At 72.5% G+C, this 15450-nt stretch carries 15 protein-coding genes, 1 tRNA gene and 1 pseudogene; 9 read left to right on the top strand and 8 right to left on the bottom strand.

Going from position 1 to position 15450, the window contains the following annotated elements; all coding sequences use genetic code 11:
* Positions 1-16 precede the first annotated feature (16 nt).
* Positions 17-844, bottom strand: coding sequence for a glycerophosphodiester phosphodiesterase (locus tag ACFTZL_RS10660; protein WP_382580208.1), 828 nt, complete (start codon positions 842-844; stop codon positions 17-19).
* A 288-nt stretch (positions 845-1132) separates the two neighbouring features.
* Between ACFTZL_RS10660 and ACFTZL_RS10665 the strand changes: the two genes are divergently transcribed.
* The 3 genes from ACFTZL_RS10665 (at position 1133) to ACFTZL_RS10675 (ending at position 3600) form a co-directional block, all read left to right on the top strand.
* Positions 1133-2575: a S1C family serine protease gene (locus tag ACFTZL_RS10665; protein ID WP_382580210.1), complete on the top strand. Its 1443-nt coding sequence runs from the start codon at positions 1133-1135 to the stop codon at positions 2573-2575.
* 63 nt (positions 2576-2638) lie between these two features.
* A tRNA-Ser gene (locus ACFTZL_RS10670) sits at positions 2639-2725 on the top strand.
* A gap of 116 nt (positions 2726-2841) precedes the next feature.
* Positions 2842-3600: a glycosyltransferase family 2 protein gene (locus tag ACFTZL_RS10675; RefSeq protein WP_382580212.1), complete on the top strand. Its 759-nt coding sequence runs from the start codon at positions 2842-2844 to the stop codon at positions 3598-3600.
* Positions 3601-3619: 19 nt separating this feature from the next.
* Here ACFTZL_RS10675 and ACFTZL_RS10680 read toward each other — a convergent pair whose 3' ends face one another.
* From ACFTZL_RS10680 to ACFTZL_RS10690, 3 genes are read right to left on the bottom strand one after another with little or no spacing between them, the layout of a single operon-like run.
* Positions 3620-4381: a PIG-L deacetylase family protein gene (locus ACFTZL_RS10680; protein WP_382580234.1), complete on the bottom strand. Its 762-nt coding sequence runs from the start codon at positions 4379-4381 to the stop codon at positions 3620-3622.
* Positions 4382-4408: 27 nt separating this feature from the next.
* Complete coding sequence (locus ACFTZL_RS10685; protein WP_382580214.1) at positions 4409-4618, bottom strand: ferredoxin; 210 nt, start codon at positions 4616-4618, stop codon at positions 4409-4411.
* Positions 4619-4661: 43 nt separating this feature from the next.
* The gene (locus ACFTZL_RS10690) at positions 4662-5129 is read right to left on the bottom strand and encodes a hypothetical protein (RefSeq protein ID WP_382580215.1); all 468 of its coding nucleotides are present in this window, start codon (positions 5127-5129) and stop codon (positions 4662-4664) included.
* A gap of 381 nt (positions 5130-5510) precedes the next feature.
* Between ACFTZL_RS10690 and ACFTZL_RS10695 the strand changes: the two genes are divergently transcribed.
* Complete coding sequence (locus ACFTZL_RS10695; RefSeq protein ID WP_382580217.1) at positions 5511-9599, top strand: AAA family ATPase; 4089 nt, start codon at positions 5511-5513, stop codon at positions 9597-9599.
* 176 nt (positions 9600-9775) lie between these two features.
* On the opposite strand, the gene ACFTZL_RS10700 is transcribed toward ACFTZL_RS10695, so the two are convergent.
* Positions 9776-10348 (bottom strand): GNAT family N-acetyltransferase, encoded by a 573-nt coding sequence (locus ACFTZL_RS10700; protein WP_382580219.1) that lies wholly within the window; start codon positions 10346-10348, stop codon positions 9776-9778.
* Between the two features lie 84 nt (positions 10349-10432).
* On the opposite strand from ACFTZL_RS10700, the gene ACFTZL_RS10705 reads away from it, so the two are divergent.
* Positions 10433-10867: a GNAT family N-acetyltransferase gene (locus ACFTZL_RS10705; RefSeq protein WP_382580220.1), complete on the top strand. Its 435-nt coding sequence runs from the start codon at positions 10433-10435 to the stop codon at positions 10865-10867.
* On the opposite strand, the gene ACFTZL_RS10710 is transcribed toward ACFTZL_RS10705, so the two are convergent.
* From ACFTZL_RS10710 to ACFTZL_RS10720, 3 genes are read right to left on the bottom strand one after another with little or no spacing between them, the layout of a single operon-like run.
* Positions 10852-11391: a DinB family protein gene (locus tag ACFTZL_RS10710; protein ID WP_382580222.1), complete on the bottom strand. Its 540-nt coding sequence runs from the start codon at positions 11389-11391 to the stop codon at positions 10852-10854. The genes ACFTZL_RS10705 and ACFTZL_RS10710 overlap by 16 nt on opposite strands.
* 9 nt (positions 11392-11400) lie before the next feature.
* The gene (locus ACFTZL_RS10715; RefSeq protein ID WP_382580224.1) at positions 11401-11886 is read right to left on the bottom strand and encodes a hypothetical protein; all 486 of its coding nucleotides are present in this window, start codon (positions 11884-11886) and stop codon (positions 11401-11403) included.
* Positions 11887-11920: 34 nt separating this feature from the next.
* Positions 11921-12787: a bifunctional DNA primase/polymerase gene (locus tag ACFTZL_RS10720; RefSeq protein ID WP_382580226.1), complete on the bottom strand. Its 867-nt coding sequence runs from the start codon at positions 12785-12787 to the stop codon at positions 11921-11923.
* Between the two features lie 359 nt (positions 12788-13146).
* Here ACFTZL_RS10720 and ACFTZL_RS10725 point away from each other — a divergent pair, with 359 nt between their 5' ends.
* From ACFTZL_RS10725 to ACFTZL_RS10740, 4 genes and pseudogenes are all read left to right on the top strand, one after another.
* Positions 13147-13473: a hypothetical protein gene (locus ACFTZL_RS10725; protein WP_382580228.1), complete on the top strand. Its 327-nt coding sequence runs from the start codon at positions 13147-13149 to the stop codon at positions 13471-13473.
* Between the two features lie 167 nt (positions 13474-13640).
* Positions 13641-14570, top strand: coding sequence for a bifunctional MaoC family dehydratase N-terminal/OB-fold nucleic acid binding domain-containing protein (locus tag ACFTZL_RS10730; RefSeq protein ID WP_382580230.1), 930 nt, complete (start codon positions 13641-13643; stop codon positions 14568-14570).
* Entirely contained in the window at positions 14567-14998 is a 432-nt protein-coding gene (locus ACFTZL_RS10735) for a MaoC family dehydratase (RefSeq protein ID WP_382580232.1), read from the top strand. The genes ACFTZL_RS10730 and ACFTZL_RS10735 overlap by 4 nt, the downstream gene beginning before the upstream one ends.
* A gap of 116 nt (positions 14999-15114) precedes the next feature.
* Positions 15115-15450: pseudogene (locus ACFTZL_RS10740) on the top strand (lipid-transfer protein); the annotation flags it as partial.

The following is a 15450-nucleotide window of genomic DNA, read 5'->3' on the forward strand; positions in this document are numbered from 1 at the left end:
ACTTGTGTGGTCGGACTCAGCGGCCGAGGCGGTCCAGCACGGCGCGCGGACGGTTGGTGATGATGGCGTCGATACCGAGGTCGATGCAGAGATCCACGTCCTCCGGCTCGTTCACGGTCCATACGTGCACCTGGTGGCCGGCCCGCTTCAGGCGCTCCACATAGACGGGGTGGTTGCGCACGATCCGGATGGAGGGGCCGGCGATCCCCACGCCCGGGGGCAGCCGCCCGTCGCGCAGCCGGGGCGAGACGAACTGCGTCAGATAGACCGTCGGCAGGGTCGGGGAGGCGGCCCGCACACGGTGCAGCGAGCGGGCCGAGAAGCTCATCACCCGCACCCGGGACTCCTCGGCGGTGGCCGGGGCGTCGAGGCCGAAGCGCTTCAGCAGGGCCAGCAGCCGCTCCTCGACCTGTCCCGCCCAGCGCGTGGGGTGCTTGGTCTCGATGGCCAGTTCCACCCGGCGCCCGGCGTCGGCGACGAGTGAGAGCAGCCGCTCCAGGGTGAGTACGGAGGTCGCCTCACGGTCCTCCGGCGGGTGCTCCCAGTCGGGCTCCTCGTCGCGTCCCTTCCAGGCCTCGCGCGTCTTCCACGAGCCGAAGTCCAAGGCGGCGAGGTCCGCGAGCTCCAGGGCGGAGACCGCGCCCCGGCCGTTGGACGTACGGTTGATCCGGCGGTCGTGCACACACACCAGGTGGCCGTCGGCGGTGAGGCGCACATCGCACTCGAGGGCGTCCGCGCCGTCCTCGATCGCCTTGGTGTACGCGGCCAGGGTGTGCTCCGGGGCCTCCTCGGAGGCTCCGCGGTGGGCTACGACTTGAATCACATGCTGCCGTGCGTGGGTCACCGCGTCATGGTGCCACCGAGTCCGGGTACGCGTCCGGTCGTACGGACCCGACGGATTCACAGGTCCGTACGGAGGTGCTGGAATTGCATCCTTTTCACCAATAATGACCTATATAAAGAATGGCCGCGGACCCACAGCCACCGCTTATGGTGCTCTGACGTCCCGTGGGAAAAGCTGACGGCATACAAAGGGACAAGCACAGCTGTATCGCGCCGGACCGTCGCCGACGTGAAAATGCGTGACCGAGTGCGCCCCAGGAAAAGCAGCCGTGGATCGAGGAGAGAAGCTGTGAGCACCGAGAACGAGGGCACCGCGGTACCCCCCGCCCCGTCCGCACCCCCCGTGCCGGTGGATGCTCCCGCTGCTCCGGCGCCCCAGGGGCCGTACGGGCAGGACGCCCGGGGGCAGGCCGCTCAGGGAGAGGGCGCTTCCGCCGGCGCCGGTCATCCCGGCGATTCCTCCTCCGCCCCCGACCCCTCCTGGCCGCCGCCCCCGCCCCCGGCCACCCCGTCGTACGGCGACGGCGGTTCCGGACCGTCGTACGGCGACGGCGGTGCCGGTTACGGAGCGGGCGGCTGGGGTTCCTCCTACCAGCAGCCGGCGCCGAAGCCCGGCCGCGGCCGCAGCGGCCCGGTCGTCGCGATCCTGGCGGCCGCGCTGGTCGCGGGCGGTCTGGGCGGCGGCCTCGGCTACACCCTGGCGAAGAACAACGACGAGAACTCCGGCTCCACGACGGTCTCCGCCTCCACCAGCGGCGGCGACGTCAAGCGCGACCCGGGCACCGTCGCGGGCGTGGCCGCCAAGGCGCTGCCGAGCACGGTCACGATCGAGGCTGAGAGCAACAGCGGCGAGGGCGGCACCGGCACGGGCTTCGTCTTCGACAAGCAGGGCCACATCGTCACCAACAACCACGTGGTGGCGGGCGCGGTGGACGGTGGCAAGCTCACCGCGACCTTCCCGAGCGGCAAGAAGTACGACGCCGAGGTGGTCGGCCACGCGCAGGGCTACGACGTGGCGGTCGTGAAGCTCAAGAACGCCCCCTCCGACCTGAAGCCCCTCACCCTCGGCGACTCGGACAAGGTGGCCGTCGGTGACGCGACCATCGCGATCGGCGCCCCCTTCGGTCTGTCCGACACGGTGACGACGGGCATCATCAGCGCCAAGAACCGCCCGGTGGCCTCCAGCGACGGCAGCGGCAGCCAGGCGTCGTACATGAGCGCCCTGCAGACCGACGCCTCGATCAACCCGGGCAACTCCGGCGGTCCGCTGCTGGACGCGCAGGGCAACGTCATCGGGATCAACTCCGCGATCCAGTCCACCGGCAACGGCGGCTTCGGCACCGGCCAGTCCGGCTCGATCGGCCTGGGCTTCGCCATCCCGATCAACCAGGCCGAGTACGTCGCCCAGGAGCTGATCAAGACCGGCAAGCCGGTGTACGCGAAGATCGGCGCGTCCGTCTCCCTGGACGACAGCTCGGACGGCGCGCAGATCACCGACCAGGGCGCGGGCGGCGCCGCACCGGTCGAGCCCGGCGGCCCGGCCGCCAAGGCGGGCCTCAAGCCCGGCGACGTCATCACCAAGCTCGACGACCGGGTGATCGACTCCGGCCCCACCCTGATCGGCGAGATCTGGACCCACAAGCCCGGCGACAAGGTCACCATCACCTACGAGCGCGGCGGCAAGCAGCAGACCGTCGACGTCACCCTGGGCTCGCGCAGCGGCGACAGCTGATCCCCACCCGCGCGCACCGACCCGTTACCCTTGTCCCCGCGCCGCCGATCACGGCCGGCGCGGGGAGGCGTGCCCGAGCGGCCGAAGGGAACGGTCTTGAAAACCGTCGTGGCAGCGATGTCACCGTGGGTTCAAATCCCACCGCCTCCGCGTAGGTCATAGATGGTGCGGGAGAGGGGCTGTCGAGCGTGCTCGGCGGCCCCTCTCGCGTGTTCGTCGCGTGTTCGTCGCGTGTTCGTCGTGTGTTTCGTCGTGAGAGGGGGCGCGTGAGCCGGCGCATCGTCGTCGTCACCGCTGTGCACGGCCCGTCGGCCCGGTTCCTGCCGGAGGCCCACCGATCCCTGTGCGAGCAGCGGCTGCCGGAGGGATGGGAGTGGCACTGGGTGATCCAGGAGGACGGGGAGGGCCCGGACGTAGCGCCGTACGTGCCCGATGACGCGCGGGTGACGTTCCGGCAGGGCCGGGCCGGTGGGCCCGGGGTGGCTCGCACCATCGCGCTGGCGCATGCCGAGGGCGCGTACGTGAAAGTCCTGGACGCCGACGACCGGTTGCCGCCGGGCGCGCTCGCGCGGGATCTGGCGGTGCTGGAGGGCGACCGCACCCTGGGGTGGGCGACCTCGCGAGTGCTGGACCTCATGCCGGACGGGTCGACGGTGGGATTCGAGGGCGACCCCGACCAGGGGCCGATCGAGCGCGGGGCCGTGCTCGACCATTGGAAGGCGAACGGCTTCCTCGCGCAGGTCCATCCCGCGTCGCTGTGCGTGCGGCGGGAGTTGCTGCTGGCCCTGGGCGGGTGGATGGCCCTGCCCGCTTCGGAGGACACGGGGCTGTTGCTCGCGCTGAACGCCGTGAGCCGCGGGTGGTTCTCGGGGGAGGTGGGGCTGCTGTACCGGAAGTGGGAGGGGCAGGTGACCGGGCAGGCGGCCCATGTGGACCGGGCCGAGCGGGATGCCCGGATGGCCGTCGTGGAGGCCCGGGCCCGGGCGCTGTCGGGGCTGCGGTGGAGTTCTCCGGTGGGTCACTGACCGGCGCGCGGGCACCGGCCTAGGGCAGGAGCTCCGTGTGCGGCGGTGCCGTGCTCACGGGGTCGTGGCGGATGTACCACTCGGTGCCGAGCAGCCGCTCCCGCTCGGGTGCCGGGAGGGCGGCGATCAGGCCCGGGGCGGCTCCCCGTGCCACCTCGGTGCGGTGGGCCAGGACGGCGGCGGTCTTCTGCTCCAGCCAGGGTGTGACGTCGACGGTCGCGGTGATCCGGTCGTCCGGGACGGTGTGCGTCGTCTTGCCCGCCGGGGCCAGGTGCCCGCCCCACGCCCGGACGGCTGAGTGCGGGTGCGTGGCCAGGTACAGGGCGCTCGGCTGCCAGGGCTCACCGGCGTCCGGGTAGAGGCGTTCGAGTCCGGCGGCGTGGACCGCGAGCAGCGTCGTGCGGTGGGTGTGCACATGGTCCTCGTGACCGGTCAGGCCGCCGTAGGCGTCGTGGGTGACGACGATCTCCGGGCGGAAGTCGCGGAGCTGTGCGACCAGTTCCCCCACCGCCTCGTCGAGCGGGGTGTCGCACCAGCGCGGTCTGCCGGGGGCCGACTGCGGCACGCGAGAGTCGGCGTGGCCGAGCATGCGCGGCTCGCCGGCGCCGAGGAGGCGGCACGCCTCGGCCAGCTCCGTGGCGCGTGGGGTGTCCGCCGCCCAGGTCGCGGTGACGACCGCCGTGCGAGCGCCCGCGGACGCGTGCCGGGCGAGGACGCCGCCCGCCACCAGGGACTCGTCGTCGGGGTGGGCAAAGACCGCTAGCAGGCTCGGCATCGGCAGAGGTGAAGGCGTCGGCAACGGCCCTCGCTACGGCCGGCCCGGCGACGAGGGCGCGTCAGTGATCGTGATGGCCTGGCTGGGGCACTTCTCCGCCGCTTCCAGGATCTCCGGGTCGTCCGTGCGGTCCTGGCCCGGGCGGACGACGCCGAATCCGTCGACGAACGCGAAGACCGCCGGGGCCCGGTGGGCGCACTCGGCGGAGCCGTAACAGAGGTCGCGGTCGACGGAGACCTTCATGACCCTTCCTCTGCCCAGCGCGCCGCCGGCTGAACCGGCCCGGCTAGCGGGTGCCGGCGGCTGCGAGCCAGTGGGCTACCCGGCGGACGGCGGGCTCGTCGAGCCGTTCGACGAGGGCCTGGACGGTCGTGTCGTCCTCGGGGGTGAGGTCGTAGAGGCCCGCCTTGCCCAGCCCGGCCATGAGGACCTGGTGGCGGCGGCCGGTCATCCGCTCCGCGAGCCCGGTCGGTTCGCCGGGGGACTCCGCGCCCGGGCTCGGCTGAGGTGAAGCCGCCTGCGTCAGCGGGGTGTCGAACAGGTGCCACGCGCCGTCCTTCGGTCCCCAGAGCGCGACGGTCACCTCGTCGCCCCGGGCGCGCATGGTCTGGGTCATCTCGCCGAGCGCGTACAGCACGGGTGAGCGGTGGGGCGACTCCGCGGCGGCCCGCCAGGACTTCACGGCCGGACGGTAGAGCATCGCCACCCAGCGCGGATCGCCCTGCGGTTCCGGGCTTTCGGGACGTGTCTCCATCGCGCTCACCCCTGTACGTCGCTGGTACGTCGCTCCGGAAGCGGTACGGCAGGCGCCGACCATAGCTGACGGACCGTCAGTTATCCAGGGTTGCACAGCGCGTCATGGCGGGGAGGATCACCGGAGGCGGACCACGTCGTCCGACACCGGTCCCTCCCCTCGTGGGGACCGGTGTCGAACGGTGGAGCTACCGCCGTCCGGCGCGGATGGCAGCGGACGGAAGCGGATGGAAGCTGACCGGAATGGTCCGTTGCTGCTTCCGGATCCTGCCATTTTCGGCCGTCCGCGAGGAGATTCCGGTGCCGGGCGGACGGTATTACCGCAGGTCAGCCATATAGAGTGAGTTTTCCGGTCCGGACGTCCAGGCGTGACAAGTAAGGAGTGGAGACCTTGAGTTCCGACTCGGGGGCACGCACCGCCTTCGCGGAACGCCTCGCACTGCTCTACAAGGAAGCCGGGAACCCTCCCCTCAAGCGTGTGTCCGAAGCGGTCGTCCGGCTCCAGCGGGTCGACGAACGCGGGCGGCCCGTGCGGGTGTCCGCCCAGCGCATCAGCGACTGGCGGCGGGCCCGGAACGTACCCGCCCAGTTCGCCGCTCTCGCGGCCGTGTTGCTCGTGCTGATACCCGAGGCGCGGCGCTCGCGGCCCACTCCGGTGTCCCCGGGTCTGTACGACCTCGGCCAGTGGCAGCGGCTGTGGGAACGGGCGGTGGCCGACCCGGTCGGCGAACGCCCCGCGGCGTCTGCGGAACAGGAGGGGCCCGCGGACGAGGCCTCGCCCGCGCCCGGCGGGGTGTGCCCGTACCGCGGGCTGGCCTCCTACCGCCGGGAGGACGCCCGTTGGTTCTTCGGCCGGGAGCGGAGCACGGACGCGCTCGTCGCGCAGCTCGGGTCCGTGGCGGAGGCGGGCGGCCTGGTCATGCTCGTGGGCGCGTCGGGAGCGGGGAAGTCCTCGCTGCTGAACGCCGGTCTGGTGCCCGCCCTGCGGGACGGCGCGCTGGGCGGCGACGACGGTGCGGAGCACGGCCGGGCGCGGAAGGTCGTGCAACTCGTCCCGGGCGGTGATCCGCTGGCGGAGCTGACCCGGTGCATCCCCGAACTGGGGCCCGTCCTCATGTCCGAGGCAGGAGCCTCCGTTGTCCCGTCCGCCGCGGAACCGGAAGCGGAACTGAGGTCAGAGGAGCCCGATGGACCCGCCGCGGACCATGCGGAACCCGGCGCTCCCCCCACCGCGGACGCCGTCCGTGCCGCCGTCGCCGCCTGGGCGCGGCGCGAGGCGCCCTCCGATGCGCGTCCGGTCGTCATCGTGGACCAGTTCGAGGAGACGTTCACCCTCTGCCCCGACGAGGCGGACCGGCGTGCCTTCATCGAGGTCCTGCACACCGCGTGCTCACCCGCGGGACGGGACGAACCGGCCCCGGCGGTCGTGGTCCTGGGCGTACGCGCCGACTTCTACGAGCGGTGCCTCAGGTATCCCGAACTGGCCGACGCGCTCCAGCACCGGCACATGGTGCTCGGGCCGCTGACCACCGCGGAGCTGCGCGAGGCGGTGACCGGACCGGCCAAGGCCGTCGGCCTGGAACTGGAACCGGGCCTGGCGGAGCTGATCGTCCGGGAGGTCAGCGCCGACGGCCCGCGCGGGGCGCACGACGCGGGCGTGCTGCCGCTCCTCTCGCACGCCCTGCTCGCCACCTGGCAGCGCAGAAAGGCGGGCCGGCTGACGCTGGCCGGCTACCGCGCGGCCGGCGGCATCCAGGGCGCCGTCGCGGCGACCGCCGAGCGGGCCTGGTCCGGCCTCGACCCGGCGGCGCGCACGGCGGCGCGGCTGCTCCTGCTCCGGCTGGTCCGCCTCGGCGAGGACACCCAGGCCACCCGCAGGCGGGGCACCCGGCGGAAGCTGGCGGAGGAGTCCACCGACCCGGGCAAGACCGAGGAGTCCCTGGAGGCGCTGGTCCGCGCCCGGCTGGTGACCCTCGACGCGGAGACCGTGGAGATCACCCACGAGGCGCTGCTGCACGCCTGGCCGCGCCTGCGCGACTGGATCGACGACGACCGGCAGGGCAATCTGCTGCGCCAGCGCCTGGAGGAGGACGGCCGGGCCTGGGAGGAGTCGAACCGCGACACCTCACTGCTCTACCGGGGCTCCCGGCTGGAACAGGCCCACGGCTGGGCGAAATCCGCCGGGGACACGTTCCTGACCCGGAACGCGGTGGAGTTCCTGGCCGCCTCGGTCAGGCTGCGCCGGCGCATCACCTGGATCAGCCGGAGCGCGGTGGCGACGCTGGTCGTCCTGGCGATGCTGGCCGTGGGGTCGGCGGTCATCGCCTCGAAGCAGCGGGACGAGGCCGTGTTCGAGCAGGTGCTCGCCCAGGCCGACCGCGTCCAGTACACGGATCCGTCGCTGTCCGCGCAGCTCGACCTGGTGGCGCACCGGCTGCGGCCGGACGACAAGGGCGCGAACAGCCGCCTGATCTCCATCGTGAACGCCCCGCTGGCCACGCCGCTGGTCGGCCACACCGGCGCCGTCTACCTCACGACGTTCAGCCCGGACGGGCGGACCCTGGCCACGGCCAGCTACGACCGGACCGTACGGCTGTGGGACGTGGCCGACCCGAAGCGCCCGAAGCCCCTGGGCGAGCCTCTCACCGGCCACACGAGCTGGGTGAGCAGCGCGGTCTTCAGCCCGGACGGCCGTACCCTCGCCAGCGCGTCCGACGACGGCACGATCCGGCTGTGGGACGTGACGGACCCCGGCCGTCCGAAGCGGCTCGGCAAGCCGCTGACCGGCCATGACAGCACGATCTCCCTGGTCGCCTTCAGCCCGGACGGGCGCACCCTGGCCTCCGTCGGCGACGATCGCACCGTCCGGCTGTGGGACGTGGCCGATCCGCGCAGGCCGCGGGCGCTGGGCAAGCCGCTGACCGGGCACGAGACCGCCGTGCGCTCGGTGGCGTTCAGCCCGGACGGCAAGACCCTGGCGGCCGGTGGCGACGACGGGGCGATCAGGCTGTGGGACATGACCGACCCCCGGCGCCCGGAGCAGGCCGGGGAGCAACTGACCGGCCACACCGCCACCGTGCACTCCGTGGCCTTCAGCCCGGACGGCCGTACGCTCGCCAGCGGCAGCTCGGACAACACCGTACGGCTGTGGAACATGGCCGATTCACGTCGCCCGGCACCGATCGGTGCGCCGCTCACCGGCCATACCGGGCCGGTGTGGTCCGTGGCCTTCAGCCCCGACGGGAACATGCTCGCCGCCGCCAGCGCGGACAGCACCGCGAGCCTGTGGAAGGTCAGTGATCCGGCGTACCCGTCGCAGGTCGGCGGGCCCCTGGCGGGCAGCAGCGGCGAGATGTACGCGCTCGGCTTCAGCCCCGACGGGCGCACCCTCGCCACCGGGGCGGGCGACAACAAGGTCCGCCTGTGGTCGCTGCCGACGTCGGACATGATCGGCAAGACCGGAGTGTTCCGCCCGGACGGCCGGGTGCTCGCGACGGCGGCGCTCGACGGCCGGGTACGGCTGTGGGACGTGCGGACGCCCGGCAGGCCCGTGCGGATGGGCCGGCCGTTCCGGCCGGACGGCGGCGTCCGCTCCCTGGAGTTCTCCCCGGACGGCCGCACCCTCGCGGTGGTGACGGGCGGCCGGACCCTGCAGCTGTGGAACCTCCGCGATCCGGAACACCCTGTCCCGCACGGGTCCCCCATCCCCCTGCGCATCAAGTACGCCGACCCGCTGGCCTTCAGCCCGGACGGACAGGTCCTGGCGACCGCCTCCGACGACCGCACCATCCAGCTCTGGAACATCGGCGACCCGTCCCGTCCCCGCCGGCTCGGCGAGCCCCTCACCGGTCACAAGGGCTACGTCAACTCCGTCGTCTTCAGCCCGGACGGCCGTACGCTCGCCAGCGGCAGCGCGGACGGCACCATCAGGCTGTGGAACGCGGCCGACCCCGGCCGGACGACCCTGCTCCGCGCACCTCTCAGGGGTCATCTCGGAGCCGTCAACGCCCTCGCCTACAGCCCCGACGGCCGGACGCTGGCCAGCGCCGGTGACGACAACTCGGTCCGCCTCTGGGACATCGAGGACCCCGCCGGGGCCTCCGAGGAGGCCCGCCTCACGGGCCACACGGAAGCGGTCGTGTCACTGACCTTCAGCCGGAGCGGCCGCACCCTTGCCAGCGGCGGCAACGACAGCACGGTCCGGCTGTGGAACGTCTCCGACCCCTCCGGGGCCACCGCGATCGGCCAGTCGATGAGCCCCAACGCCAAGACCGGCAACTTCCTGGCGTTCAGCCCGAACAGCCACATGCTCGGGGTGTCGAGCGGCGCCGACAGCATCCGGCTCTGGGACCTGGACACCGACGAGGCCGTACGCCGGATCTGCTCGATGACCCGGGGTGTTCTGACGCCCGACACCTGGCGTGAGTACCTGCCCCGGCTCTCCTACGATGTGCCGTGCGCCGGCCGATGAGACCGGGGTGCGGCAACAGGGCGGTCTCGTACGGGAGTTGAGTGATACGAGTCACAACCGGGCATTCCTGACGGGTAGTCGGCTCCGCCTCGCGCAAGCGCTTGTTACCCTTGGCCATAGCCCGACCGCTGGTGCATCCCCCGTCGCCAGCGGTCGGGCATTCGCATGCCGGTCGATCAGCGCAGGTCGAGGCGCATCAGGATGCGGGGATGGCCCGCCAGCACCGATGTGGTCGGTGCCGCGTAGGTGAAGCCGGCTCGCTCGAAGTTCTTCCTCAGGCCCGCGTAGGCCATCGTCAGGTCGACCTTGGCGTCGCCGTTGTCGAGGGGGTACGCCTCGATCGCCGGTGCGCCGTGGTCGCGTGCGAAATCGACCGCTCCGGCGATGAGCACGTGCGAGACGCCCTGCTTGCGGTGGCCTGGGCGGACCCGGACGCACCACAGGGACCAGACGGGCAGGTCGTCGACGTGCGGGATCTTGCGGTTGCGGGCGAAGGAAGTGTCCGAGCGCGGTGCGACGGCGGCCCAGCCGACCGGTTCGTCACCGTCGTAGGCGAGCACACCCGGGGGAGGGTCCGCACCGCACAGCTCCGCGACGTAGTCACCGCGGTCCGGGCCGCGCAGCTCCCTGTTGAGCTTGGAGGGGATCCGGTAGCTCAGGCACCAGCAGACATTCGCCCCGGGCGACTTCGGCCCGAGCACGGCACGGACGTCCTCGAAATCCGTGGCCGGGCGGACGTCGATGCTCATGGCACCACGATGGCACGCCCCCGGCGGCTTCGCCGCCCGGTTCGGCCCGGCCGATGGCCCGGGCCGCACGGCTACGCTCCCGGCATGGACATCCGTGTCGAGATCATCCGGGAGCCGAGTGAGGAACTCGTCGACGCCTTCGGGCGGTTGCTCCCGCAGCTGTCCACGACGGCCCGGCCCCTGGACCGCGCGGCGGTCGATCGCCTGGTGGGCTGTGACGCGAACACCGTGCTCGTGGCCCGGGCCGGCGCCGCGATCGTCGGCACCCTGACGCTCGTGCTGCTGCCCCTGCCGTCCGGGCTGCGGGGACGCGTCGAGGACGTGGTCGTCGACGACGCGGCTCGCGGGCAGGGCATCGCGGGCCTGCTCATCGAGGAGGCCCTGCGCCTCGCCCGCCGGGCCGGGGCCCGCACGGTCGACCTCACCTCCCGGCCGGACCGTGCCGCGGCGAACCGGCTCTACGAGCGACTCGGCTTCCAGGCCCGGGAGTCGACGGTCCATCGCTACACGGTGGACTGAGACGCCGACGCCGCCCGCAGCAGCCGGAGCTGGCCGATCTCGCTCGCGTTCTTCATCAGCTCGGCGTTCACCCAGGCCACCATGTGCGCGACGGTGTACTGGGGGTCGCCCTGTGACGGGAACGACGCCGTGGCGTCCAGGTCGGTGTCGGTGAGGCCGTCCAGGACCTCCAGCCACTGAGTGCGCAGGTCGCGCAGCCAGTCGACGGTCGGGGCGCCCTCGCCGGGCCAGGTGATGTCCGTGCGGTCGCGGGGCGGCCGGCCCCGCACATGGTCCAGGGTGACGCTCCACCACCAGCCGATGTGCCAGCTCACCCAGGCGATCGTGGGGACGGGCACGGGGTCGGGCTCGGTTTCCGCCCAGTCCGGCACCCAGGTGCCGTCGGCGGCCCTGCGCAGGGTCCAGCAGAGGGACGCGGGTTCCCAGAGGAAGTCTTCGGGCTCCAGCCGCTCCAGGTGGTACTCGAACAAGGACCAGGTCAACTCGAACTGCCAGCGCGGCAGTTCCGTACGGGCAACGCTCATCGGGCGACCCTACGCAACCGCCCGGGCGTCCCGGGCGAGTCCCGGCCAGTCGATGTCCCGCAGCGCCCGCTCCGTGTCGCAGCCCGACGGCAGACGCGGGGCCGACTGGAACCAGACGACGGCCAGGCGCGAGCGGTACAGGACCGGGTCGCGGGCCGGATCGAGGGCGGCGGAGTGGAACCTGCCGAGGCAGGCCACGGCGGGCAGGACCTCGACGGGACCGAGTCCGCCCGCGTACTGGTCGGGGTGCTCGCGCGGGGGCGGGACGAGGTGGACGGGCGTGCCGGGGTGGGACCGCTCGGCGGCGCGCAGCAGCTCGCGGATCCGCAGATCGTTGACCGGCTTGCAGGGATAGCCCTCCAGCGGGTCGCCGTAGGCCGAGAGCAGGTCGCCGTACGTCGAGGAGAACCGCAGTTCGGCGAGGTCCACCGAGCGGCCGGAGGCGAGAACGAGGCGGGCGAGCGCCATGGCCGGCGGTTTGGCGTGCTGGTGCATGGAGGTCTTTCGGTGCTGGTGGGCGAGGCACTGCTCACGGCCGGTTCCCCGTCATCCGGGCCGCCGACGCGATCGTCGCCCGGGCCTCACGCTCGGACAGTCCGGTGCCCCGGGCCGCTTCGACCAGGGGGTCCACGAGCGCCGGGCCGATGCCGTCCTCGTACGCCCGGCAGGCCGCCCAGAACAGCCGCGTGTTGCGCTGGCCCTCGTGCGCGGCGAGGACGAACTGGACCAGGCCCTGGCCGTGCCCGCCGGCCGACGGGGGCGTGGGGTGGTGGGCGCGCGGCGGCGGGAGCAGCAGCCGCAGCAGGGAGCGCGGGCAGGGGGCGGGCGCCAGGTGCGCGGTCCCGGGGGCGGCGGCGTACACCCCCTGGTCCGTGCGGGAGCCGGGCCCGACGAGGTAGCCGCCGGCGCCCCGGATGTCGATGCCGGGGGCGAGACGCCCCGCCGAGTTGGGGACCACCACGTCGGGCGGGCCGCTCAGCCAGAGGTGACGCCCGCCGGACGGGGTCAGGACCACCACCGTCGGGGGGATGGTGAACAGATGCCGCAGGGCCAGCTCGCGCAGGGCTGCCGAGGAGTCCGTGCCGGTCTTCACGTCCAGGTCGATGCCGATCAGCCCGTGCGGGGGCAGGCCGCAGGCGATGCCGTAGCCGGTCGCCCAGGGCGCCGCGGCGAACAGTTCGCGGATGCGGGCCGGGTCGCTCGAGGCGTCGTACACGCCGTGTCCGAGGCGGCCGCACGCGCCGTGGCAGAGGGAGGGGGCGGGGTCGTCGCGGTGCGGGGAGCGCAGCGCCGGGAGCTTGGTGCGGGACAGGGGGATGACGGCCAGTCCGCGTTCGGCGGCTGACAGGGCGTGTGCGAGGGCCAGCGTCGTGGCCTGCCGGTCGGTGGTGGCCATGCTTCTAGTTTCGTACGTACGTTCGAAAAAGGAAAGAGGGAGCGGGTGCGACGCGCCGGGGTGGAGGCCTGTGTGCGAAAAGTGCTGGAACGCTTCGCCCCTTGCGGTACCCGGGTTCGAACCGCCTCTTCCGTCCCGGTCCGGTACTGAAGTGATGCAAAGGGGTTTATCGACATGTCATCACGCTTGAGTGCGAATAGGGGCTTCCGGTGTGGTTCGCCGGGGATTCGGTGGGCAACTCTGGACTCGCGACGTCGAGCAACGGACCAGGGCGGTCGGCCAACTTCCCTGGAGGCAGCAGTACTTCTTCACGCAGTCCTTGGTTCTGAAGTCTCTGAAGTCCTTGGAGGGACAACAACATGGCAAGCATCCGTACCGCCCGCGTCATCGCCGCCGTCTCCGCCCTTCCGCTCGCGGCCGCCCTCTTCAGCGGTGTCGCGACGGCGGACAACGGCTCCTTCGCGGACAACGGATCGATCGCGTCCGTCACGGAGGCCGAGGCGGGTGTCCTCGGCAGCGGTGTCGGCGGTGACAACTTCGGCACCTCGTCCACCACGAATCAGCAGGCCGTCGGCGAGGGTGCCTCGAACCAGAGCAACACCGCCCAGGTCAACGGCTCCGCCTTCACGGCCGTCAACCAGGGCAACGACAACACCGCCGTCAGCTTCACCCCGCTCTGGTGGTGAGCTGAGCGGGCCGGTGTACCGGCATCGGCCCGCCGTCCGTGTGGGTGTGCTTCGTGGGGTGACAAGCGTCTGAGCGGCGGTACTTCGGTACCGCCGCGCAGGCGTTTTCGCGTCCGTGGGGTGCGATGCCTTGACGCCGCCCTGTATCTGACGGACAGTCAGAAACCGTGAACGGTGAGCCGGAGGTCCACGAGGAGTTCGAGGCGCGCCTGAAGGCCTACGAGGGCCGCCCGGCAGCCGCCACCGGGGTCGGCCGGGACCCCGTCAACGAGCCGATGATCAGGCACTGGTGCGAGGCCATGGGCGACACCAGCCCCGCCTACACCGGACCGGACGCCATCGCTCCCCCGACCATGCTCCAGGCGTGGACCATGGCGGGCCTCTCCCGCCGCCCGGAACGCACGGCGGCCTACGACGAACTGCTCCGCCTGCTCGACGAGTCGGGCTATGACGCGGTCGTCGCCACCGACTGCGAGCAGGAGTATCCGCGCCCCCTGCGCCCCGGCGACGAGATCACCTTCGACTCGGTGATCGAGTCGGTCTCCGACCTGAAGACCACGAAGCTCGGGGCGGGTTACTTCGTCACGACTCGTACGGACATCCGGGCCGGCGGCGAACTCGCCGGCACCCACCGCTTCCGCATCCTCAAGTACGCCCCGGCACGGCGGCCGAGGAAGCAGACGCCCGAACCGCCCGAGGAGCGCCGCCCCCGCCCGGTCGTCAACCGCGACAACGCCGGCTTCTGGGAAGGCGTGGCCCGCCACGAACTGCTCATCCAGCGCTGCACCGGCTGCGGCGACCTGCGTTTCCCCTGGCTGCCGGGCTGCAACAGCTGCGGCTCCCCGCAGTGGGACACCGTCGAGGCGGGCGGCGAGGGCACGGTCTATTCGTACGTCGTCATGCACCACCCGCGCTTCCCTGCCTTCGAGCCTCCCTACGCGGTCGGCCTGATCGAACTCGCGGAGGGCGTGCGGATCGTCAGCAACGTGGTGGGAGTGCCGTACGACAAGGTGCGCATCGGCATGCCGGTCCGGCTCGAGTTCCGGCGCTACGACGACGAGCTGGTCCTGCCCGTCTTCCAGGGGGTGACGCGGTGAACGCAGGCGACCGCCTCCCGCCCCTGGAGATCCCCATCACCCGCACCCTGATCGTCGCCGGGGCGATCGCGTCCCGCGACTACCAGGACGTGCACCACGACCCGGACCTGGCACGGCAGAAGGGCTCCCCCGACATCTTCATGAACATCCTGACGACCAACGGCCTGGTCGGCCGGTACATCACGGACCACTTCGGTCCGGGGGCCGTGCTGCGCCGGGTGGCCATCCGGCTCGGCGCGCCCAACCACCCCGGCGACACGATGGTGCTGACGGGCACGGTCGAGGAGGTCGTCGAGGAGGCCGACGGCGACACGGCGACGGTCCGGGTGGTCGGCGCGAACGGCCTCGGCAAGCACGTCACCGGCACGGTGACGGTCACGGTTCCGGCGGGAGCCAGGACGGCGACGGCTCCCGGCGGACCGTCATGACCGACGACGTTTCCCTGGTCGCCGTGCGGCGCGGGCACCCCGGGCGCCGTCCCGGCATGAGCCCAGGAGGCCCGGCATGAGTCGAGGAGCGCCGGCATGAGTCGAGGAGGCCCGTCATGAGCCCACGCCGGCACGACACCCTCGGCGGGCGGGCGGCCATCGCCGGTATCGGGGCCACCGAGTTCTCCAAGGACTCGGGCCGCAGCGAGCTGCGGCTGGCCGTCGAGGCGGTGCGGGCGGCGCTGGCGGACGCCGGGCTCACCCCGGCCGATGTCGACGGGCTGGTCACGTTCACCATGGACACCAGCCCCGAGATCACCGTCGCCCAGGCGGCGGGCATCGGCGAGCTCTCCTTCTTCTCCCGGATCCACTACGGCGGCGGCGCCGCCTGCGCCACCGTCCAGCAGGCGGCCCTCGCGATCGCCGCGGGCGTGGCGGACGTGGTCGTCTGC

The sequence above is a fragment of the Streptomyces sp. NPDC056948 genome, assembly GCF_042674225.1.
Classification (GTDB): domain Bacteria; phylum Actinomycetota; class Actinomycetes; order Streptomycetales; family Streptomycetaceae; genus Streptomyces; species Streptomyces purpurascens.

Excerpts from the sequence above, each read along its gene's own strand:
- ACFTZL_RS10725 (WP_382580228.1), top strand. The coding sequence starts at position 13,147 with ATGGCAAGCATCCGTACCGCCCGCGTCATCGCCGCCGTCTCCGCCCTT.
- ACFTZL_RS10700 (WP_382580219.1), bottom strand. The coding sequence starts at position 10,348 with ATGAGCATCGACGTCCGCCCGGCCACGGATTTCGAGGACGTCCGTGCC.
- ACFTZL_RS10715 (WP_382580224.1), bottom strand. The coding sequence starts at position 11,886 with ATGCACCAGCACGCCAAACCGCCGGCCATGGCGCTCGCCCGCCTCGTT.
- ACFTZL_RS10685 (WP_382580214.1), bottom strand. The coding sequence starts at position 4,618 with ATGAAGGTCTCCGTCGACCGCGACCTCTGTTACGGCTCCGCCGAGTGC.
- ACFTZL_RS10720 (WP_382580226.1), bottom strand. The coding sequence starts at position 12,787 with ATGGCCACCACCGACCGGCAGGCCACGACGCTGGCCCTCGCACACGCC.
- ACFTZL_RS10710 (WP_382580222.1), bottom strand. The coding sequence starts at position 11,391 with ATGAGCGTTGCCCGTACGGAACTGCCGCGCTGGCAGTTCGAGTTGACC.
- ACFTZL_RS10690 (WP_382580215.1), bottom strand. The coding sequence starts at position 5,129 with ATGGAGACACGTCCCGAAAGCCCGGAACCGCAGGGCGATCCGCGCTGG.
- ACFTZL_RS10705 (WP_382580220.1), top strand. The coding sequence starts at position 10,433 with ATGGACATCCGTGTCGAGATCATCCGGGAGCCGAGTGAGGAACTCGTC.